Source organism: Streptomyces hawaiiensis (assembly GCF_004803895.1).
Lineage (GTDB): Bacteria > Actinomycetota > Actinomycetes > Streptomycetales > Streptomycetaceae > Streptomyces > Streptomyces hawaiiensis.
In genome coordinates, this window is record NZ_CP021978.1 from 1,672,060 (window position 1) to 1,691,708 (window position 19,649).

Genomic DNA, 19,649 nt, shown 5'->3' on the forward strand with positions numbered 1-19,649 from the left:
GGGCCCGGATCAGCTGAGCCAGAAGTCCCACCAGCGGGTCAGGATCAGCATGCCGATGATCCCGATGTGCAGCACGGGCATGACCCACGTGAACTCGCCGAAGAAGCTCTTGAGCCAGCTCGGGGCGGGCAGGAAGCCCTTGCGGATGTTGAACGACGTCACGTACCAGAACATCAGGATCGTGGCGACCCAGGCCAGGCTGCACCACAGGCAGAGCGCGTTGATCCGGTACAGGGACTGGAACATCAGCCAGGCGCAGAAGACCACGCCGAAGAGGCAGCCGGCGTTGAAGGTGAGCCAGTACCAGCGCGGGAAGCGGGCGCGGGCGAGCAGGCTCATGCCGACACCGATGACGATGCCGTAGGCGACCAGGCCGAGCATCGGGTTCGGGAAGCCGAAGACCGCGGCCTGCTTGCTCTCCATGACGCTGCCGCAGGAGACGACGGGGTTGAGGCTGCAGCCGGGCGTGAACGTCGTCCCCGCGACCTTGGCCTCGAGGATCTTGAACTTGTCGATCGTGATGACCCACGCGGCGAGCAGTCCGGCCGCGCCGGTGATCACCAGCAGCAGGGCGAGGGCCCGGCTGCCGCCCTCCGCGTGGGGTGCGATCTCGGCGCGCTCCGGCTTGGGCTCCATGGAGACGTCCTTGACTGTCGTCTTGCTCATCACGCCGATTCCGTCACTTGAGACCTGACCATCTTCGGGCAGGGCCATTGTGCCGCACCGGTGCCCGCGTCCACCGTTCAGTGGACATAAGGATGTCCGCCCGGTCGTCCCTGAGGGGTGTGTTCCGGCCGACGCTCGTCGCATGACAGCACAGGAGTACGAACTCGCCGTGGACGTGCGGGGGCTGATCAAGCGCTACGGGGGCGTGACCGCCGTCGACGGAATCGATCTCGGCATCCGGCGGGGCGAGGTGTTCGGCCTGCTCGGGCCCAACGGCGCGGGCAAGAGCACCACGGTGGAGATCCTCCAGGGCAACCGCGACCGGGACGCGGGCGAGGTGTCCGTGCTGGGGTCGGACCCGGCGACCGGCACGCGCGCGTGGCGTTCCCGGGTCGGGATCGTCTGGCAGGACGAATCCGCGCCCGCCGAGTTGACGGTCCGGGAGACCGTGCGGCACTTCGCCGGCTACTACCCCCGGCCGCGGGACCCGGAGGAGGTCATCGCCCTGGTCGGTCTGGAGGCGAAGGCGGAGAGCCGGATCAAGGCGCTGTCGGGCGGCCAGCGCAGGCGTCTGGACGTGGCGCTCGGCGTCATCGGAGGCCCCGACCTGCTGCTCCTGGACGAGCCGACGACCGGCTTCGACCCGGCGGCCCGGCGGCAGTTCTGGTCGCTGATCCGCGCCCTGGCCGACGACGGCACGACGATTGTGCTGACCACGCACTACCTGGAGGAGGCGGAGGCCCTCGTGCACCGGCTGGCCATCGTCGCCAAGGGCCGGATCGTCGCCGAGGGCGATCCCGGAACCCTGCGGGAGCGGTACGGCACCGAGGCCACCGTCGCGTGGACCGAGCCGGACGGCACCCCGCGCGCGGAGCGCACCGGGACGCCGACCCGGACCGTCACCGAACTCACGCATCGCTTCGGCGGCGAGATCCCGGGGCTGACGGTGAGCCGCCCCACGCTGGAGGACGTCTACCTCCGGCTGACCGGACAGTCCCAGGAGGAGGCACGGTGAGCACGACCGTCGTACGGGAGCGCGGTGAGGTCGGCGTCGGACGGCTGCCCGGCGCGTGGGGGCTCGGGCTGCGGCGGGGCGCCCTGGAGATCAGGCAGTTCTTCCGCCAGCGCGACCAGGTGGTGTTCACGTTCGCCTTCCCGGTGGTCCTCCTGTTCCTGTTCGCGTCGATCTTCCGGGACGACGTGGAGGGCGCGGGTATCACCGCCTCGCAGCTGTACGTGCCGGCGATGATGGCCGCCGGGATCATGTCGACGAGCTTCCAGGCGCTCGGCATCTCGATCGCGATCGAGCGGGAGGACAAGGTGCTGCGCCGGCTGCGGGGCACGCCGATGCCGCCGGCGGCCTACTTTCTCGGCAAGATCTGGCTGGTTCTCTTCACCGGTCTGCTGGAGACGGCGATCCTCCTCCTCGTCGGCACGACCTGCTACGGCGTGGACCTGCCCGCGGACGCGGGCCGCTGGTTCGACCTGGCGTGGATCTTCGTGCTGGGCATCACCGCCTGTGCTCTGCTCGGCATCGCGATCAGCTCGGTCCCGAGCTCCGCGAACAGCGCGAGTTCGGTGGTCGTCCTGCCCTTTCTGGTGCTGCAGTTCATCTCCGGGGTGTACATCGCCATCGGCACCATCCCGGACTGGATGCTGACCATCGGCGCGCTCTTCCCGCTGAAGTGGATGTGCCAGGGGCTGCGCGGGGTGTTCCTGCCGGAGTCCGCGCAGGTGCTGGAGCAGGCGGGGAGCTGGGAGCCGGGGCGCGTGGCTCTGGTGCTGGCCGCCTGGTGCGTCGGAGGATTGGCCCTGTGTCTGCTGACGTTCCGCTGGAAGGACCGGCGCGCCGGATGAGCGATGCCGCGAGCGCCTACCACTGGGAGCGCTCGTTCCGGCTCTGGGACACGTACTTCGCGCTGATCTGGGTGGCCACGGTGGCCTATGTGCTGGCCACGGAGCAGCCCGGCTGGCCGCTGCGCGCGGTCGCGGCGGCGCTGCTCGTGCCGCTCGTCCCGCTGTACGTGGTGGCCGGGCGGCGTCTGATCCGGGGCGATCCGCCCGACCAGCGGCAGGCGATCGGCTATCTGGCGGCGGCGCTGGCGCTGTTCCTGCCGTCGGCGGTGCTCGCCGGTGAGACGCGGGTGCTGACCTTCGCCCTGATCCCGCAGTGCTTCATGACGCTGCGGTTGCGGTCGGCGCTGGTGGCGGTGGCCGTGATGAACCTAGTGCCCGTGGCGGGCTGGGCGCTGCTGTGGTGGCCCGGAGCGCGGGAGGTGGCCTTCGACGTGCTGTTCTCGGTGGTCACCCTGGTGTTCTCGGTGGCCGTCGGCAGCTGGGTCATCCGGATCATCGAGCAGAGCCAGGAGCGGGCGGAGTTGATCGCGGAGCTGGACGCGAGCCGCCATGAGGTCGGCCGGTTGTCCGAGGCCCATGGGGCGCTGGCCGAGCGGGAGCGGCTGGCTCGGGAGATCCACGACACGCTGGCGCAGGGGTTCACCAGTGTGGTGATGCTGATCCAGGCGGTCGAGGCGGAGCTGGAGCACGACGTGCCCGAGGCACGGCGTCATCTGCGGCTGATGGACGAGACCGCCCGGCAGAACCTCGCCGAGGCCCGGGCCCTGGTCGCCGGGGGCGCGCCGGCCGACCTGGAGGGCGCGTCCCTGCCGGACGCGCTGCGGCGGCTCGCCGCGCGCCATGACGCGGTGCTGGAGGTGACCGGCCCGGTCCGCACGCTGCCCGCCGGCCCGGAGGTGGTCGCGCTGCGCGCCTGCCAGGAGGCGCTGGCGAACGCCCGTAAGCACGCGGGGGCTTCGGTGGCGGTCGGCGTGTCACTGGCGTACGCCGACGACTCGCTGACGGTGTCGGTACGGGACGACGGCCGCGGGTTTGATCCCGCTGCCGTCCGCGGCGGGTACGGTCTCGCGGGGCTGCGGGCCCGGGCCGCCGAGGTGGGTGGCACCGCCGAGGTGCGCAGCGCCCCGGGGGACGGCACGGACGTGACCGTCCGGCTGCCGGTCGTGAGGAGGCGGACACCGTGATCCGGATCATCCTGGCCGACGACCATCCCGTCGTGCGGGAGGGGCTGCGGGCGATGCTCAGTGCGGAGTCCGACCTGGAGGTCGTCGCCGACGCGTCCAGCGGGCCGCAGGCGGAGGCGCTGGCGGCGGAGCTGCGGCCGGACATCGTGCTGATGGACCTGCGGATGCCGGGTGGCTCGGGCGTGGACTCCATCGTGCGGATGGCCGGGGCCGGGCTCCCCTGCCGGGTGGTGGTCCTGACGACGTACGAGACGGACCGGGACATCCTGCGAGCGGTGGAGGCAGGGGCCGCGGGCTACCTGCTGAAGGACCTGCCGCGGGCGGAGCTGGCGGAGGCCGTGCGGGCCGCTGCGCGCGGCGAGACGGTCCTGGCCCCGTCGGTGGCGGCCCGGCTCGTCGACCAGCTGAGGACGAGGCCGGAACGGCCACGGCTGTCGGAACGCGAGACGGCCGTGCTGCGGCTGGTGGCCGAGGGCTGCACGAACGCGGAGATCGGACGCAGGTTGTACATCGGGGAGTCGACGGTGAAGACGTATCTGCTGCGGGTCTTCGGCAAGTTGGGAGTGGACGACCGGACCGCGGCCGTCACCAGCGCGATGCGGTACGGGCTGCTGGAGCAGTGAGGAAGGCGCCGGGCAACCGGCGCCTTCCCTGTGTGCCGGCTGCTCAGCCGAGCCGGGCTTCCAGCTCGGCGACGATCTCGTTCACGCCCACCGCCGTCTGCTCGCCCGACTCCATGTCCTTGAGCTGGACGACGCCGTCGGCGAGGTCGCGTTCGCCGGCGACGACCGTGTAGCGGGCGCCGCTGCGGTTGGCGTTCTTCATCGCGCCCTTGAGGCCCTTGGCGCCGTAGGAGAAGTCGGCAGCGATGCCGTTCTTGCGCAGCTCCGTGACCTTGGCGAACAGGACCCGGCGGGCCTCCTCGCCGAGCGGGACGGCGAACACACTGGTGGTGGCGGGCAGTTCGAGCTCGACGCCCTCCGCCTCCAGGGCGAGGACAGTGCGGTCAACGCCGAGGGCCCAGCCGACGGACGGCAGCGCGGGGCCGCCGATCATCTCGGACAGGCCGTCGTAGCGGCCACCGCCGCCCACCGCGGACTGCGAGCCGAGGCCGTCGTGGACGAACTCGAAGGTGGTGCGGGTGTAGTAGTCCAGGCCCCGGACCAGCTTCGGGTCGTCCTCGAAGGAGACGCCCGCCGCCGTGATCAGCTCGCGTACCTCCTCGTGGTACGCCTTGCACGCGTCGCACAGGTAGTCGCGCAGCAGCGGCGCGTCCCCGAGCTGCTTCTGGACCGACTCGCGCTTGTCGTCCAGGACGCGCAGCGGGTTGATCTCCGCACGCCGCAGGGTGTCCTCGTCCAGGTCCAGACCGCGCAGGAACTCCTGCAGCGCCGACCGGTAGACGGGGCGGCACTCCTGGTCGCCCAGGCTGTTGAGCAGGATCCGGAAGTTACTCAGGCCCAGCGAGCGGTACGCCTGGTCGGCCAGGATGAGCAGCTCGGCGTCCAGCGCCGGGTCCTCCGCGCCGATCGCCTCGGCACCGACCTGGGAGAAGTGGCGGTAGCGGCCCTTCTGGGGACGCTCGTAGCGGTAGTACGAGCCGGAGTACCAGAGCTTGACCGGGAGGTTGCCGGCCTTGTGCAGGTTGGCCTCCAGCGCCGCGCGCAGGACGGACGCGGTGCCTTCGGGGCGCAGGGCGAGCCGGTCGCCGCCCTTGGTCTCGAAGGCGTACATCTCCTTGGTGACGATGTCGGTGGACTCGCCGACCCCGCGCGCGAAGAGCTCGACGTTCTCGAAGCCCGGCGTCTCGATGTAGCCGTAGCCGGAGTCGCGCAGCGGAGCGGCGATCGCCTCACGGACGGCGAGGTACTTGGCGCTGTCCGGCGGGATCAGGTCGTAGGTGCCCTTGGGGGCCTTGAAGGTGCTCACGGAAGGTCTCGTCACATTCCTCGTCGGGGAGCCGGGGATGCTCCCTGGCCGGCCGCCACCTGCCGCAGATACGGGTTGGTGGCGCGCTCCTGGCCGATGGTCGTCTGGGGGCCGTGGCCGGACAGCACCACGGTCGAGTCCTCGAGCGGCAGGCACACGCGGGCCAGCGAGTCGAGCATCTCGGCCATGTCACCGCCGGGCAGGTCGGTGCGTCCGATGGAGCCGGCGAACAGCAGGTCGCCCGAGAAGAGGAGCGGCGGGATGTCCGCCGCCTCGGGCATGCCGAAGGTCACCGACCCCTTGGTATGGCCGGGCGCGTGCGCGACGGACAGCTCCAGGCCCGCCAGCTCCAGCTTCGCCCCGTCGGCCAGCTCCTTGACGTCGTCGGGCTCCCCCACGGTCAGCTCGCCCATCAGCGGCATCCCGATGGAGCGGCCGAGCGCCTTCTCGGGGTCGCTCATCATGTACCGGTCGTCGGGGTGGATCCAGGCCGGCACGTCGTGCGCGCCGCACACCGGGACGACCGAGGCGACGTGGTCGATGTGGCCGTGGGTGAGGACGACGGCGACGGGCTTGAGCCGATGCTTGGCGATCGCTTCGGCGACGCCGTCGGCGGCCTGATGGCCGGGGTCGATGATCACGCACTCCTCACCGGCGGCGGGGGCGACGAGGTAGCAGTTCGTCCCCCAGGCCCCGGCGGGGAACCCGGCAATGAGCACGATCGTCCTTCGTTGTGTCGATACGGGCGGCTACGGCTGCTCACAGAGCCTACCGGCGCTGCCGATTCCTCAGCGAACCCATATACGGTACGGGGCACACGCAGGCGGTCGGCACACAGGACGCACGCGTACCGGTCGACGTTCGAGACCCATGAGGAGAGAACCCGGTGGTCAGCCAGGAACAGCGGCGGCGTCAGCTCGCCCGGGAGAAGTTCTTGCGGCAGCAGCAGCGACGCACGGACGCGCGACGCAAGGCCCGTATCCGCAACTCCGTGATCGCTTCGGCTCTCGGTGTGATCGTGGTGCTCTCGGTGACGGTCTTCCTGACCAAGCCGTTCGAGGACAACGGCAAGACGGAGAACGCGAACGCGGACGTCACGCCGAGCGCCACTCCCAGCAAGGCCCCGGATCCGTGCGAGAAGCCGGCCCCGGGCAAGGTCAAGTCGGAGACCTGGAAGAAGGAACCGGCGATGACCATCGACGAGTCGGCGAAGTACACGATGAAGCTGGACACGACATGCGGCGAGATAGACGTCGCGCTGAAGGCGTCAGCGGCCCCGCACACCGTCAACTCGTTCAACTTCCTGCTCGCCAAGGGCTACTTGGACCACAGCAAGTGCCACCGGCTCACGAGCCAGGGCATTTACGTCCTGCAGTGCGGCGACCCGAAGGGCACCGGCATGGGCGGACCGGGCTACACCATCCCGGACGAGAACCTCAAGGACAAGAGCCTCAAGGGCGGGATGTACCCGGCGGGCACGGTCGCGATGGCGAACCAGTACAACGCCCAGACGAAGCAGGGCCGCAACAGCGGCGGCAGCCAGTTCTTCCTCGTCTACCAGGACAGTCAGCTGCCGGCCGACTACACACCGTTCGGAACGGTGTCCGAGGCGGGCATGAAGGTCCTGAAGAAAATCGCCGACGCCGGAGCACAGGCCCCAGACCCTCAGACGGGCAATACGGCACCCAACGCGACGGTCGTGATCAACAAGGCCACGATCACGAAATCCTGACCCCTCAACTGCGAAATTTCGGTCGCGCGGGATGCGGACAGGCCCCCCGCCGGTCGCCTATGTTGGCCGTGACGAAACTGTGGACGATGCCCGGGGGAGCTGAGGCGACTCGCTGGCATCATGTGGAGGAGGCGCTGTGAGCAGCGACCCGTGGGGCCGCGTCGACGAGACGGGGACCGTGTACGTGCGTACGGCCGACGGCGAGCAGGTCGTCGGTTCCTGGCAGGCAGGCTCCCCCGAGGAGGCGCTGGCCTATTTCGAGCGCAAGTACGAGGGCCTGGTTGTCGAGATCGGCCTCCTCGAGAAGCGAGTGAAGACCACCGACCTGTCGGCGAAGGACGCCCAGGCTGCCATCGACCACATCCGTGAGCAGGTCGACGCTCATCACGTGGTGGGCGACCTGGACGCCCTGCGGGTCCGGCTGGACAAGCTCGTGGAGCTGGTGGAGGCGCGCCGCGAGGAGCGCAAGGCGCAGCGCGCGAAGCAGTCCGACGAGGCACGCCACGCCAAGGAGGCGCTGGTCGCCGAGGCGGAGGAGCTGTCGCAGTCCGACCAGTGGCGGGCCGCCGGTGAGCGGCTGCGGGCCCTGGTGGACACCTGGAAGGGCCTGCCGCGCCTGGACCGCAAGTCCGACGACGAGCTGTGGCACCGGTTCTCGCACGCGCGGTCGGCGTTCTCCAAGCGGCGCAAGCAGCACTTCGCGCAGCTGGACGCGCAGCGCGAGGAGGCCCGCAAGACCAAGGAGCGGCTGGTCTCCGAGGCCGAGGCGCTGTCGAACTCGACGGACTGGGGCGTGACGGCGGCGCGCTACCGCGAGCTGATGTCCGAATGGAAGGCCGCCGGCCGTGCCCAGCGCGAGCACGAGGACGACCTGTGGAACCGCTTCCGCGGCGCCCAGGACGTCTTCTTCGCGGCCCGCAGCTCGGTCTTCGCGGAGCGGGACGCCGAGCAGTCGGAGAACCTCAAGCTCAAGGAGGAGCTGGCCGAGGAGGCCGAGAAGCTCCTGCCGATCACGGACCTGAAGGCGGCCCGCGCCGCGTTCCGGAACGTGAACGAGCGCTGGGAGGCCATCGGCCATGTGCCGCGCGACGCCCGGCCCAAGGTCGAGGGCCGGATGCACGCGGTCGAGCGGGCCATCCAGGAGGCCGAGGAGGCCGAGTGGCGCCGGACGAACCCGGAGGCACGCGCGCGTGCCGAGGGCCTGACCGGCCAGCTCCAGGCCGCCGTGGACAAGCTACGGGGCCAGATCGAGCAGGCCCGCGCGCAGGGCAACAACGCCAGGGCCGACAAGCTCCAGCGTGAGCTCGACGGCCGCCAGGCGCTGCTGGACCAGGCGCTGAAGGGTCTGCAGGAGTTCGGAGGCTGAGCAGTCGGTCGACAGGGGCTCCCGTACACGCCGTACGGGAGCCCCTTTCGTGTGGTCGTGTGCGACGGGCGGCTACGACCTGCTGCGCGCCGACGTCACTCGGTACACGTCGTAGACGCCCTCCACGCCCCGGACCGCCTTGAGCACATGGCCGAGGTGCTTCGGGTCGCCCATCTCGAAGGTGAAGCGGGAGGTGGCAACGCGGTCGCGGGAGGTCTGGACGGCCGCGGAGAGGATGTTGACGTGCTGGTCGGACAGCACACGGGTGACGTCCGAGAGCAGCCGGGAGCGGTCCAGGGCCTCGACCTGGATGGCGACCAGGAAGACCGAGGACTGGGTGGGCGCCCACTCGACCTCGAGGATGCGCTCGGGCTCCCGGGACAGTGAGTCGACGTTCACGCAGTCGCTGCGGTGAACCGATACGCCACTGCCGCGGGTGACGAAGCCGATGATGGGGTCGCCCGGGACGGGTGTACAGCAGCGGGCCAGCTTGACCCACACGTCGTCGACGCCCTTGACGACGACGCCCGGGTCGGCGCTGGAGCGGCGCTTGCGGCTGCGGCCGGGGGCCGGCGGGACCGACTCGTCGATCTCCTCGGTGGCGGCCTCCTCGCCGCCCAGGGCCTGGACCAGTTTCTGCACGATGTTCTGTGCGGAGACGTGGCCCTCGCCGATCGCCGCGTACAGCGCGGAGATGTCGGCGTAGCGCATCTCGTGCGCGAGGGTCACCAGGGAGTCGCCGGTCAGGATGCGCTGGATCGGCAGGTTCTGCTTGCGCATCGCGCGGACGATGGAGTCCTTGCCCTGCTCGATCGCCTCGTCGCGGCGTTCCTTGGAGAACCAGGCCCGGATCTTGTTGCGGGCACGCGGTGACTTGACGAAGCCGAGCCAGTCGCGGGAGGGACCGGCGCCGGCCGCCTTGGAGGTGAAGACCTCCACCAGGTCGCCGTTGTCGAGGGTGGACTCCAGCGGGACCAGCCGGCCGTTGACGCGGGCGCCTATCGTGCGGTGCCCGACCTCGGTGTGCACCGCGTAGGCGAAGTCGACCGGGGTGGCCCCGGCCGGGAGCGCTATGACGTCGCCCTTGGGGGTGAAGACGAAGACCTCGTTGCGGGAGAGGTCGAAGCGCAGGGACTCCAGGAACTCGCCCGGGTCCTCGGTCTCCTTCTGCCAGTCCAGGAGCTGCCGCAGCCAGGCCATGTCGTTGAGGTGGTCGTCCTTGCCCTTGCCGGACGACTTGGGGGCGTCGGAGCGCACCTTCGAGGCGCCGGCGACGGCCTCCTGCTTGTACTTCCAGTGCGCGGCGATGCCGTACTCGGCGCGGCGGTGCATGTCGAACGTGCGGATCTGCAGCTCGACCGGTTTGCCGCCGGGGCCGATGACCGTCGTGTGCAGCGACTGGTACATGTTGAACTTGGGCATCGCGATGTAGTCCTTGAACCGGCCGGGGACCGGGTTCCATCGCGCGTGCACCGTGCCGAGGGCCGCGTAGCAGTCGCGGACGGTGTCCACGAGGACGCGGATGCCCACCAGGTCGTAGATCTCCGCGAAGTCCCGGCCGCGGACGATCATCTTCTGGTAGACGCTGTAGTAGTGCTTGGGGCGGCCGGTGACGGTCGCCTTGATGCGGGCCGCCCGCAGGTCCTGCTGGACCTCGTCGGTGACGATCGCGAGGTACTCGTCGCGCTTCGGGGCGCGCTCGGCGACCAGGCGGACGATCTCGTCGTACATCTTGGGGTAGAGGATCGCGAAGGCGAGGTCCTCCAGCTCCCACTTGATGGTGTTCATGCCCAGGCGGTGGGCGAGCGGCGCGTAGATCTCCAGGGTCTCGCGCGCCTTCTTCTCCTGCTTCTCGCGCTTGAGGTAGCGCATGGTGCGCATGTTGTGCAGGCGGTCGGCGAGCTTGATGACCAGGACGCGCGGGTCCTTGGCCATGGCGACGACCATCTTGCGGACGGTCTCGGCCTGCGCGGCCTCGCCGAACTTGACCTTGTCGAGCTTGGTGACGCCGTCGACGAGCAGGGTGACGACGTCGCCGAAGTCGCGGCGCAGGTCGTCCAGGCCGTACTCGGTGTCCTCGACCGTGTCGTGCAGCAGGCCGGCCATCAGCGTGGCCGGATCCATGCCCAGCTCGGCGAGGATGGTCGTCACGGCGAGGGGGTGCGTGATGTACGGGTCGCCGCTCTTGCGCTTCTGGCCGCGGTGCCAGCGCTCGGCGACCTGGTAGGCGCGCTCGATCTGGCGGAGCGTCGACGTCTCGATCTTCGGGTCGTTGCCGCGCACTATCCGCAGCAGCGGCTCCAGCACCGGGTTGTACGGGTTCGCGCGCTGCACACCGAGCCGGGCCAGACGGGCGCGGACGCGGTTGGAGGAGCCGGAGCGGGCCGGCTGTCCGGCGCCCTGACGCACCGCGGGCGGGTTGGGCTTGGGCCGCGTCTGCTCGGCGGGCTTGTCGACCGGTGCCGCCTGGGCGTGCTCGACCGGCCCGCGGGTGTCGTTCTTCGCGTGGGGCGCGTTCGGCGCGGGCTTCGCCGCGGCTGCCGAGGCGGACTCGGGCTTGGCGGCGGTCAGGTGCTGGGCCTCGTCTGGCAAGAGGGCTCCTCGTGCGCGATCCGGGTCCCCCGGTCAGGCTCCGGACCCCCATGGTAGCGATCCTGAGCCCAAGGATCGCCTTCAGGCCAATGTGAGGACCGTCTACCCCGGAAACGCACGAGGCGGGCACCGGCTCCTCCGGGCCCGCCTGCGCGGTGTCGTGCCGGTGTCCACCGGCCCGCTACGCGGTCGCTAGACCGTGAGCAGCGCCTCCAGCGGGGCACCGTTCAGCGCCGGCTCCAGGCGGGCGCGGCCGCTCAGGAAGCCGAGCTCCATGAGGACGGCGAGACCGGCGACCTCGGCGCCGGCCCGGCGGATGAGCTGGACCGAGGCCTCGGCGGTGCCGCCGGTGGCGAGCACGTCGTCGACGATCAGGACGCGGTCCTCGGCGGCGAGGTCCTCGGCGTGCACCTCGATCTCCGCGGAGCCGTACTCCAGGTCGTAGGCCTGGGCGAGGGTGGCTCCGGGGAGCTTGCCCGCCTTGCGTACGGGGATGAAGCCGAGGCCGGCGCGGACGGCGACCGGGGCGCCGAGGATGAAGCCGCGGGCCTCCAGGCCGACGACCTTGGTGGCGCCGGTGCGCTCGGCGATCTCGGCGAGGGCGTCGGTCAGGGCGGTGAACGCCGCCGGGTCCGCCAGGAGCGGGGTGATGTCCTTGAACATCACGCCCGGCTCCGGGTAGTCGGCCACGTCGCGGATGCGGCTGAGCAGCAGCTCCCTGATGTCGGTCATCGGCGCTTCCCCGAGGGGCGACCGCGGCCGCGGCTGCGGGAGGCCGGCTGGTTGCGCGGCCCGACCACCGCGGGTGCGGCGTCGTCCTCGGGCTCGTCGGCGTACGCCTCCTCGTCGTGGACCTCGCTCTCGCCCTGGGCGGCGGACTGCGCCCGCTTGGCCAGGACGCGCTTCTTCAGTGCCTTCATCGCCGGCTCGCGCTCCTTGAGGTCGGCGACGAGCGGCGTGGCGATGAAGATCGAGGAGTACGCACCGGCGGCGAGGCCGACGAACAGCGACAGCGAGATGTCGTTCAGCATGCCGGCGCCGAGGACGCCGCCGCCGATGAACAGCAGGCCGGCGACCGGCAGCAGCGCGACCACCGTGGTGTTGATGGAGCGGACCAGGGTGCTGTTGATCGACCGGTTGGCGACGTCGCTGTAGGTCCAGCGGGTCTGCTTGGTGAGGTCCTTCGTCTGTTCCTTGAGGCTGTCGAAGACCACGACCGTGTCGTAGAGCGAGTAGCCGAGGATGGTCAGCAGACCGATCACCGTGCCCGGTGTGACCTCGAAGCCGACCAGGGCGTAGATGCCGACCGTGATGGTGATGTCGTGGATCAGGGCGACGAACGCCGCGACGGCCATCCGCCACTCGAAGGCGATCGCCAGGTAGATCACGACTAGGACCAGGAAGATGCCGAGGCCCTGCCAGGCCTTGTTGGCGATCTGCTCGCCCCAGCTGGGGCCGACCAGCTCGGCGTTGATCTGCTCCGAGTCGATCTTGAGGTCGTCGGCGAGCGTGCTCTTGATCTCGTTCGCGGCGCCGGTGTCGATGCCGGCGACCTGGATGCGCATGCTGCCGTCGCCGAGCTTCTGGACGATCGCGTCGTGGCCGGAGGCCTCTTCCGCGTACCGCTCCGCCTGGGACACCGAGACGCTGGTGTTCTTCGGGGTGTTGAAGACGGCGCCACCCTGGAACTCGATGCCCATGTTCAGGCCGCGGACCGCCAGGCCGGCGATGGCCAGGATGGTGATCAGGATGGAGAGGCCGTACCAGATCTTGCGGTTCTTGACGAAGTCGTAGCCGATCTCGCCACGGTGCAGTCGGGCGCCGAGGGTGCCGAGTTTCGACATCTCAGGCCTCCTTCGGGTCGACGGGGGCGGCGGGGCGACGGGTACGGCGCAGCGGCGGCTGGGCGCCCAGGCTCTTCGGGTCGAGGCCGGACCACTTGTGGCCGTTCGCGAAGAACGGGCGACGGGCCATCAGGGTGAGCAGCGGCTTGGTGAAGAGGAACACGACGACCACGTCGAGCAGGGTGGTCAGGCCGAGCGTGAACGCGAAGCCCTGCACCTTGCCGACGGTGACGAGGAAGAGCACCGCGGCGGCGAGGAACGACACGAAGTCGGAGACCAGGATGGTGCGCCGGGCGCGCGGCCAGGCCCGCTCCACGGCGGGGCGCAGCGAGCGGCCCTCCCGGATCTCGTCGCGGACGCGTTCGAAGTACACGATGAACGAGTCCGCCGTGATGCCGATGGCGACGATGGCACCGCAGACGGCCGGCAGGTTCAGCGCGAAGCCGATGGCCGGGCCGAGCAGGGCCATGAGCGTGTAGGTGAGAGCGGCGGAGACCAGCAACGAGAGGATCGCGATGAACGACAGACCGCGGTAGTAGGCCAGCAGATAGATGACGACCAGCGCGAGACCGATCGCGCCGGCGATCAGCCCGGCCTGCAGCTGGTCACCACCCAGCGCGGCGGTCACGGTCGTCATGCTGTCGACCTTGAAGGTCAGCGGCAGCGCGCCGTACGACAGCATGTTGGAGAGGTCCTGGGCGGACTGCTGGTTGAAGTTGCCGGAGATCTCGGCGTTTCCGCCGGTCAGGGCCTGCCGGACGTACGGGTCGGAGACCACCTCGCCGTCCAGGACGATCGCGAACTGGTTCTGCGGGGACTGGTTCTGGGCCAGCTTGCCGGTGATGTTCGCGAACTTCTTGGCGCCGCCGTCGGTGAAGTCCATCGTCACCGTCCAGCCCGCACCGGTCTGCGTGTTCAGGACGGCCTGGGCCTTGTCGACGTCCGTGCCGTCGACCTCGGCGGGGCCGAGGACGTACTTCTGCCACTGACCCTGCGAGTTCTTGCCGCAGGCCAGCGTCGGGTCGGAGGCCTTGACGCCGTCGCCCACGGTGGAGCGGGTCTTCTCCTCGGTGCAGTCGAGCTTGGCGTACTTCGCCTGCAGCGCGCTCGCGTCGGCCTCGGCGCTGCCGCCGCTCGCCGACGGGGAGGGGCTGGCCTTCGCCTTGTCCGAGGCGCTCGCGGACGGCGTGGCGTCGGCCTTCAGCGCGTCGGTGACCGCGCGGCCCTGGGTGGTGGGCGTGGCGGACGGGGAGGCGGATCCCTTGTCGGTGGCCTCGGGCTTGTCGCTGGCCTTGCCGGACGGCTGGTCCGAGGGGCTGCCGGTGGGGCTCGGGGAGGGGCTGGCCGCGCCCTTGCCGCCGGAGACCTCGGTGGCGAGGACCGGACGGAAGTAGAGCTTGGCGGTGGTGCCGACCTGCTTGCGGGCCTGCTCCGAGTTGGTGCCCTTGGGAATGTTGACGATGATGTTTTCCCGGCCCTGCGTCTGGACCTCGGACTCGGAGACGCCCAGACCATTGACACGGCGCTCCATGATGGAGACGGCGGTGTCCATGTTGGTCTTGTTGATCGCCGCCTCGTTGCCGGCCTCGGGGACCGCGCGGAGCGTGATGCTCGTACCGCCGGCCAGGTCGATGCCGAGACGCGGCTTCGTGTGCCCCGAGGCGAACATCCCACCGGTGAGCGCCGCGATGGCGATCAGGATCAGGGCCAGCGAGCGCCCCGGCTTGCTCTGGGCGCTCGCGTTCCTGCCCTTTTTAGGTGTGGCCACCTTCTCGTACTCCCTCTCGGGCCACCTCGCTCCGGATCGGCGGACGGGCGGCCATGACATGGTGTCGGGATTCCGTGCGAGCTGGGCGTGTCCCGGGGTGCGCGGGCCGGGCCCGCGCACCCCGGGACACGACTACTTCGCCTCGGAGTCGCCGTCGGTCTTCTTCGGCTCTGCGTCCGTCTTCGGCTCTGCGTCCGCCTTCGCCTCGGCGGCCTCGTCGGCCGGCTCCTCGGCCTTCTTGCCGAGGTCGACGGCCTTGTCGTCAGCGGGGGCGTCGGCTGTGGAGTCGCCGGTCTCGGTGAGGGAGGAGGCGTCGTCCGGGACGATGTCGGCGTCGGACTTCAGGTCGTGCTCGACGCCGTGGACGATGCGGTTGTACTCGTCGTCGGTGAGGACGGAACCGATGGCGTTCTTGGCGAAGAGGAGATCGACGCCGGGGCCGGCGTCGACGAGGACGGTGTCCTCGTTGACCTCCTTGACCGTGGCGTACATGCCCCCGATGGTGCGGATACCGCTGCCGGGCTGCATCTGGTTCCGCATGTCGGCGGCCTGCTGCTGCTTCTTCTTTGCCGACCGGGTCATCAGGAACATGGCCCCGATGAGCACGATGAACGGGAGGAGGGTCAGGAGACTCACGGGTCGGTACTTCCTTCACACGACCGCGCTGTGAGCGGCCAGATGGTTGGGGGTGTGTACGCCGCCGGCAAAGGCGGCATCGGCGGAGTCTAAGCGAGTCCGCGCGCATGGAACAACGCTCAGCATGGCACCGGGGTTCCTGCTCCGGCCACTGACCTCGCCGCCCGGAGCCGTGACGGCGCCGTCACGCCCCGAACAGGTCCTGTTGTCCGTTTCCGGCACTCTGGGAGCGTGGCGGGGTGAGGCCGAGATGCGCCCATGCGGCGGGGGTGGCGACCCGGCCGCGGGGGGTGCGGGCCAGCAGGCCCTCCCGTACGAGGAAGGGCTCGGCGACCTCCTCCACGGTCTCACGTTCCTCCCCCACGGCGACAGCGAGTGTGGAGAGGCCGACCGGACCGCCGCCGAACAGCTTGAGCAGGGCCTCCAGCACGCCCCGGTCGAGGCGGTCGAGACCGCGGGCGTCCACCTCGTACACGGCGAGGGCCGCCGCGGCGATGTCCCTGGTGATCAGGCCGTCGGCCTTGACCTGCGCGTAGTCGCGGACGCGGCGCAGCAGGCGGTTGGCGATCCGGGGCGTGCCACGGGAGCGGCCGGCGATCTCGGCGGCGCCCTCCGGGTCGATCTCGACCTCCAGGAGGCTGGCCGAGCGGTGGATGACCCGCTCCAGTTCGGCCGGTTCGTAGAACTCCATGTGCGCGGTGAAGCCGAAGCGGTCGCGCAGCGGGGGCGGGAGCAGGCCGGCCCGGGTGGTGGCGCCGACCAGGGTGAAGGGGGGCAGCTCCAGCGGGATGGCCGTGGCGCCGGGGCCCTTGCCGACGATGACGTCGACGCGGAAGTCCTCCATCGCCATGTACAGCATCTCCTCGGCGGGCCGGGACATGCGGTGGATCTCGTCGAGGAAGAGGACCTCACCCTCCTGGAGGGAGGAGAGGATCGCGGCGAGGTCGCCGGCGTGCTGGATGGCGGGGCCCGAGGTGATGCGGATGGGGGCGCCCATCTCGGCCGCGATGATCATCGACAGGGTGGTCTTGCCGAGGCCGGGGGCGCCGGAGAGCAGCACGTGATCGGCCGTCGCGCCTCGCGCGCGTGCGGCGCGCAGCACGAGGTCGAGCTGTTCGCGGACCTTCTCCTGGCCGATGAACTCGTCCAGGTCTTTGGGGCGCAGGGCGGCCTCGACGGCCTGGTCCTCACGGTCGGCGACGGAGTCCACCAGCCGCTCCGCGGCGGGCCCGCCGGGCTGCTCGGCGGCATCGGCGTCGGTCGTGTCGTCCCAGTTCATGGAGTGTGCCTCGGAATCTCGGTACGGAGGTGCGGACTGCTCGGACTAGCGGGCGCGGTTCAGCGTCTGCAGGGCCGCCTTCAGCAGTTGCCCCACCTGGGGCGTGCCCCCGGCGGCCTCGGCCTGCGGGGCCACGGCGGTCACGGCCTCGTCGGCCTCCCGGGTCGCGTACCCGAGGCCGATGAGGGCCGCGTGCAGCTGGTCGCGCCAGCCGGTGCCGGCCGGCGCCCCGACGGCGGGTGCGCCGACCGGCGCGCCGAGCCGGTCCTTCAGCTCCAGGAGGAGTTTCTGCGCGCCCTTCTTGCCGATGCCGGGGACGGCGGTGAGGGCCTTTTCGTCGGCGGTCGCGACGGCCCGGCGCAGGGCGTCCGGGCTGTGCACGGCGAGCATGGCCTGGGCCAGGCGGGGACCGACACCGCTGGCCGTCTGGAGCAGCTCGAAGACCTGCCGCTCGTCGTCGTCCGCGAAGCCGTACAGGGTGAGCGAGTCCTCGCGTACGACGAGGGACGTGTGCAGCTTGGCCGCCTGGCCCATGCGGAGCGTGGACAGCGTGTTCGGCGTGCACTGGACGGCCATGCCGACACCGCCGACCTCGACGACCGCGGCGTCGGGAGCGAGTGCGGCCACTGTGCCGCTGACGAAGGCGATCATGCCGTACGGCCTTTCGGTGCTTTGGCGGTGTGCAGGGCGACGGCCTGCTGGAGTCGGTTCTGCGCGGGGGCGCGCCAGATGTGGCAGATGGCGAGGGCGAGGGCGTCGGCCGCGTCGGCGGGCTTGGGCGGTGCGCTGAGCCGGAGCAGGCGGGTGACCATGGCGCCCACCTGCGCCTTGTCGGCCCGGCCGCTGCCGGTGACGGCTGCCTTGACCTCGCTCGGGGTGTGCAGCGCGACCGGGATGCCGCGGCGGGCGGCGCAGAGCATGGCGACGGCGCTGGCCTGGGCGGTGCCCATCACCGTCCGGACGTTGTGCTGGCTGAAGACGCGCTCGACGGCGACGAACTCGGGCCGGTGCTCGTCGAGCCACTGCTCGATGCCCTGCTCGACGGCGACGAGGCGGTGGCCGAGGTCGGCGTCGGCGGGCGTGCGGACGACACCGACGCCGATCATCGTGAGCGGCCGTCCGGCGACGCCCTCGACAACACCGACACCGCACCGGGTCAGCCCCGGGTCCACCCCCAGTACGCGCACGCGCCCTCCCCTTTTCGCGGCTGAACCGCCGCCGCTCTCGCGGACCTGGCTGAGCACCGTCGTGGTTCCTCGATTGATGGTCGCGGTCCGTGGACGGTGATCATTGGCTACGCCAGGCTATCCGCTGCCACCGACAACGACAGCGGGCCGGAAGACGTGTGTCCCCCGGCCCGCCGAGATCGCGGCATGCGCGGCGCGCTACGCGTCGACCTTCTCCATGACCTCGTCGCTGACGTCGAAGTTGGCGAAGACGTTCTGCACGTCGTCGCTGTCCTCCAGCGCGTCGATCAGCTTGAAGATCTTCTTGGCGCCCTCCTCGTCCAGCTCGACCTGCATGGTCGGGACGAAGTTGGCGTCGGCGGAGTCGTAGTCGATGCCGGCGTCCTGGAGGGCGGTGCGGACCGCGACCAGGTCGGTGGCCTCGCTGAGGACCTCGAAGCTCTCGCCGAGGTCGTTGACCTCCTCGGCGCCCGCGTCGAGCACGGCGGTCAGCACGTCGTCCTCGGTCAGCTCGGCCTTGGGGACGATCACGACGCCCTTGCGGTTGAACAGGTACGACACCGAGCCCGGGTCGGCCATGGAGCCGCCGTTGCGGGTCATGGCGACGCGGACCTCGGAGGCGGCGCGGTTGCGGTTGTCGGTGAGGCACTCGATGAGCACCGCGACACCGTTCGGGCCGTAGCCCTCGTACATGATCGTCTCGTAGTCGGCGCCGCCGGCCTCCAGGCCCGCGCCGCGCTTGACCGCCGAGTCGATGTTCTTGTTGGGGACCGACGACTTCTTCGCCTTCTGGATGGCGTCATAGAGCGTCGGGTTGCCCTCGATGTCGGCGCCGCCCATCCGCGCCGCGACCTCGATGTTCTTGATCAGCTTCGCGAAGAGCTTGCCGCGCTTGGCATCGATGACGGCCTTCTTGTGCTTCGTCGTGGCCCATTTAGAGTGGCCGGACATCTGCCTGTCTCCTTCGCGTAACCCATCTCAGCAACGAACGCAGGAATCCTACAAGGACTCGGCTGTCCGGTCCGCCCGCACCATGTCGACGAACAGGGCGTGAACGCGGTGGTCGCCGGTCAGTTCCGGGTGGAACGACGTGGCCAGCGCGGTGCCCTGGCGGACGGCGACGATGTGGCCGTCGTGCTCGGCGAGCACCTCGGCCCGGGCGCCGACGGACTCCACCCAGGGAGCGCGGATGAAGACGCCCTCCACCGGGTCGCCCTCGACGCCCTGGACGGCGACGGCCGCTTCGAAGGACTCGTTCTGCCGTCCGAAGGCGTTGCGGCGCACGATCATGTCGATGCCGCCGATGGTCTCCTGGCCCGAGCGCGGGTCGAGGATCTTGTCGGCGAGCATGATCATGCCGGCGCAGGTGCCATAGACGGGCATGCCGTCCCGCACGCGCGCGCGAAGGGGCTCCATCAGGCCGAACAGGACGGCCAGCTTGGAGATGGTGGTGGACTCGCCGCCGGGGAGGACGAGGCCGTCGACCTCGGCGAGTTCTTCGGGGCGCCGCACCGGCCTGGCCACGGCATCGGCCGCGGCCAGGGCGACGAGGTGCTCCCGAACGTCGCCCTGAAGGGCCAGGACGCCTATGACGGGGGTGTCGCTCATG

The 19,649-nt window shown here is 70.4% G+C and carries 19 protein-coding genes; 6 read left to right on the forward strand and 13 right to left on the reverse strand.

The annotated features are described in order from the left end of the window. Positions 1 to 9 precede the first annotated feature (9 nt). Positions 10 to 666, reverse strand: coding sequence for a vitamin K epoxide reductase family protein (locus CEB94_RS07705; RefSeq protein ID WP_175431451.1), 657 nt, complete (start codon positions 664 to 666; stop codon positions 10 to 12). A 142-nt stretch (positions 667 to 808) separates the two neighbouring features. Here CEB94_RS07705 and CEB94_RS07710 point away from each other — a divergent pair, with 142 nt between their 5' ends. Genes CEB94_RS07710 through CEB94_RS07725 form a run of 4 tightly spaced genes read left to right on the forward strand, consistent with a single transcriptional unit; the run spans position 809 to position 4,330 of the window. Continuing rightward, positions 809 to 1,681 (forward strand): ABC transporter ATP-binding protein, encoded by an 873-nt coding sequence (locus CEB94_RS07710; protein WP_175431452.1) that lies wholly within the window; start codon positions 809 to 811, stop codon positions 1,679 to 1,681. Then, complete coding sequence (locus CEB94_RS07715) at positions 1,678 to 2,523, forward strand: ABC transporter permease (protein ID WP_175431453.1); 846 nt, start codon at positions 1,678 to 1,680, stop codon at positions 2,521 to 2,523. Before CEB94_RS07710 ends, CEB94_RS07715 begins: the two co-directional genes overlap by 4 nt. Further along, complete coding sequence (locus CEB94_RS07720) at positions 2,520 to 3,707, forward strand: sensor histidine kinase (RefSeq protein WP_175431454.1); 1,188 nt, start codon at positions 2,520 to 2,522, stop codon at positions 3,705 to 3,707. The genes CEB94_RS07715 and CEB94_RS07720 overlap by 4 nt, the downstream gene beginning before the upstream one ends. Beyond that, positions 3,704 to 4,330 carry a response regulator gene (locus tag CEB94_RS07725; RefSeq protein ID WP_175431455.1) on the forward strand — a complete coding sequence of 209 codons (627 nt, stop codon included), beginning with the start codon at positions 3,704 to 3,706 and terminating at the stop codon, positions 4,328 to 4,330. Before CEB94_RS07720 ends, CEB94_RS07725 begins: the two co-directional genes overlap by 4 nt. 43 nt (positions 4,331 to 4,373) lie before the next feature. Here the strand turns inward: CEB94_RS07725 and hisS are convergent, their stop codons facing one another. After that, on the reverse strand, positions 4,374 to 5,636 hold the full coding sequence (gene hisS, locus CEB94_RS07730) for a histidine--tRNA ligase (RefSeq protein WP_175431456.1): 1,263 nt from the start codon (positions 5,634 to 5,636) through the stop codon (positions 4,374 to 4,376). Between the two features lie 11 nt (positions 5,637 to 5,647). After that, positions 5,648 to 6,355, reverse strand: a complete 708-nt coding sequence (locus tag CEB94_RS07735) for an MBL fold metallo-hydrolase (RefSeq protein ID WP_175431457.1) — start codon at positions 6,353 to 6,355, stop codon at positions 5,648 to 5,650. Between the two features lie 167 nt (positions 6,356 to 6,522). Here CEB94_RS07735 and CEB94_RS07740 point away from each other — a divergent pair, with 167 nt between their 5' ends. Continuing rightward, entirely contained in the window at positions 6,523 to 7,368 is an 846-nt protein-coding gene (locus tag CEB94_RS07740; RefSeq protein ID WP_175431458.1) for a peptidylprolyl isomerase, read from the forward strand. 136 nt (positions 7,369 to 7,504) lie between these two features. Further along, positions 7,505 to 8,734, forward strand: coding sequence for a DUF349 domain-containing protein (locus CEB94_RS07745; RefSeq protein WP_175431459.1), 1,230 nt, complete (start codon positions 7,505 to 7,507; stop codon positions 8,732 to 8,734). Between the two features lie 72 nt (positions 8,735 to 8,806). On the opposite strand, the gene relA is transcribed toward CEB94_RS07745, so the two are convergent. The 10 genes from relA to pdxT all read right to left on the reverse strand — a co-directional run bounded on the left by relA (position 8,807) and on the right by pdxT (position 19,648). Further along, positions 8,807 to 11,326 (reverse strand): GTP pyrophosphokinase, encoded by a 2,520-nt coding sequence (gene relA / locus CEB94_RS07750; RefSeq protein ID WP_175431460.1) that lies wholly within the window; start codon positions 11,324 to 11,326, stop codon positions 8,807 to 8,809. Between the two features lie 192 nt (positions 11,327 to 11,518). Then, positions 11,519 to 12,058 (reverse strand): adenine phosphoribosyltransferase, encoded by a 540-nt coding sequence (locus CEB94_RS07755; RefSeq protein WP_175431461.1) that lies wholly within the window; start codon positions 12,056 to 12,058, stop codon positions 11,519 to 11,521. Next, the gene (gene secF / locus CEB94_RS07760) at positions 12,055 to 13,170 is read right to left on the reverse strand and encodes a protein translocase subunit SecF (protein ID WP_175431462.1); all 1,116 of its coding nucleotides are present in this window, start codon (positions 13,168 to 13,170) and stop codon (positions 12,055 to 12,057) included. The genes CEB94_RS07755 and secF overlap by 4 nt, the downstream gene beginning before the upstream one ends. Before the next feature lies 1 nt (position 13,171). Next, positions 13,172 to 14,938, reverse strand: coding sequence for a protein translocase subunit SecD (secD, locus tag CEB94_RS07765; protein ID WP_175431463.1), 1,767 nt, complete (start codon positions 14,936 to 14,938; stop codon positions 13,172 to 13,174). Positions 14,939 to 15,070: 132 nt separating this feature from the next. Then, entirely contained in the window at positions 15,071 to 15,574 is a 504-nt protein-coding gene (yajC, locus tag CEB94_RS07770; RefSeq protein ID WP_175431464.1) for a preprotein translocase subunit YajC, read from the reverse strand. Positions 15,575 to 15,758: 184 nt separating this feature from the next. Continuing rightward, positions 15,759 to 16,853, reverse strand: a complete 1,095-nt coding sequence (gene ruvB, locus CEB94_RS07775; protein ID WP_175431465.1) for a Holliday junction branch migration DNA helicase RuvB — start codon at positions 16,851 to 16,853, stop codon at positions 15,759 to 15,761. 45 nt (positions 16,854 to 16,898) lie between these two features. Further along, a complete protein-coding gene (ruvA, locus tag CEB94_RS07780) occupies positions 16,899 to 17,504 on the reverse strand; it encodes a Holliday junction branch migration protein RuvA (protein WP_175431466.1) in 606 nt (201 codons plus the stop codon). Beyond that, positions 17,501 to 18,040 carry a crossover junction endodeoxyribonuclease RuvC gene (ruvC, locus tag CEB94_RS07785; RefSeq protein ID WP_175431467.1) on the reverse strand — a complete coding sequence of 180 codons (540 nt, stop codon included), beginning with the start codon at positions 18,038 to 18,040 and terminating at the stop codon, positions 17,501 to 17,503. The genes ruvA and ruvC overlap by 4 nt, the downstream gene beginning before the upstream one ends. Before the next feature lie 198 nt (positions 18,041 to 18,238). Then, the gene (locus CEB94_RS07790) at positions 18,239 to 18,991 is read right to left on the reverse strand and encodes a YebC/PmpR family DNA-binding transcriptional regulator (RefSeq protein WP_175431468.1); all 753 of its coding nucleotides are present in this window, start codon (positions 18,989 to 18,991) and stop codon (positions 18,239 to 18,241) included. A 48-nt stretch (positions 18,992 to 19,039) separates the two neighbouring features. After that, complete coding sequence (gene pdxT, locus CEB94_RS07795) at positions 19,040 to 19,648, reverse strand: pyridoxal 5'-phosphate synthase glutaminase subunit PdxT (protein WP_175431469.1); 609 nt, start codon at positions 19,646 to 19,648, stop codon at positions 19,040 to 19,042. Between the last annotated feature and the right edge of the window lies 1 nt (position 19,649).

Bases quoted from the DNA above. Each gene is read 5' to 3' on its own strand.
- CEB94_RS07705 (WP_175431451.1), bottom strand. From the start codon at position 666: ATGAGCAAGACGACAGTCAAGGACGTCTCCATGGAGCCCAAGCCGGAG.
- CEB94_RS07710 (WP_175431452.1), top strand. From the start codon at position 809: ATGACAGCACAGGAGTACGAACTCGCCGTGGACGTGCGGGGGCTGATC.
- CEB94_RS07720 (WP_175431454.1), top strand. From the start codon at position 2,520: ATGAGCGATGCCGCGAGCGCCTACCACTGGGAGCGCTCGTTCCGGCTC.
- CEB94_RS07755 (WP_175431461.1), bottom strand. From the start codon at position 12,058: ATGACCGACATCAGGGAGCTGCTGCTCAGCCGCATCCGCGACGTGGCC.
- secF (WP_175431462.1), bottom strand. From the start codon at position 13,170: ATGTCGAAACTCGGCACCCTCGGCGCCCGACTGCACCGTGGCGAGATC.
- ruvB (WP_175431465.1), bottom strand. From the start codon at position 16,853: ATGAACTGGGACGACACGACCGACGCCGATGCCGCCGAGCAGCCCGGC.
- ruvA (WP_175431466.1), bottom strand. From the start codon at position 17,504: ATGATCGCCTTCGTCAGCGGCACAGTGGCCGCACTCGCTCCCGACGCC.
- CEB94_RS07790 (WP_175431468.1), bottom strand. From the start codon at position 18,991: ATGTCCGGCCACTCTAAATGGGCCACGACGAAGCACAAGAAGGCCGTC.
- pdxT (WP_175431469.1), bottom strand. From the start codon at position 19,648: ATGAGCGACACCCCCGTCATAGGCGTCCTGGCCCTTCAGGGCGACGTT.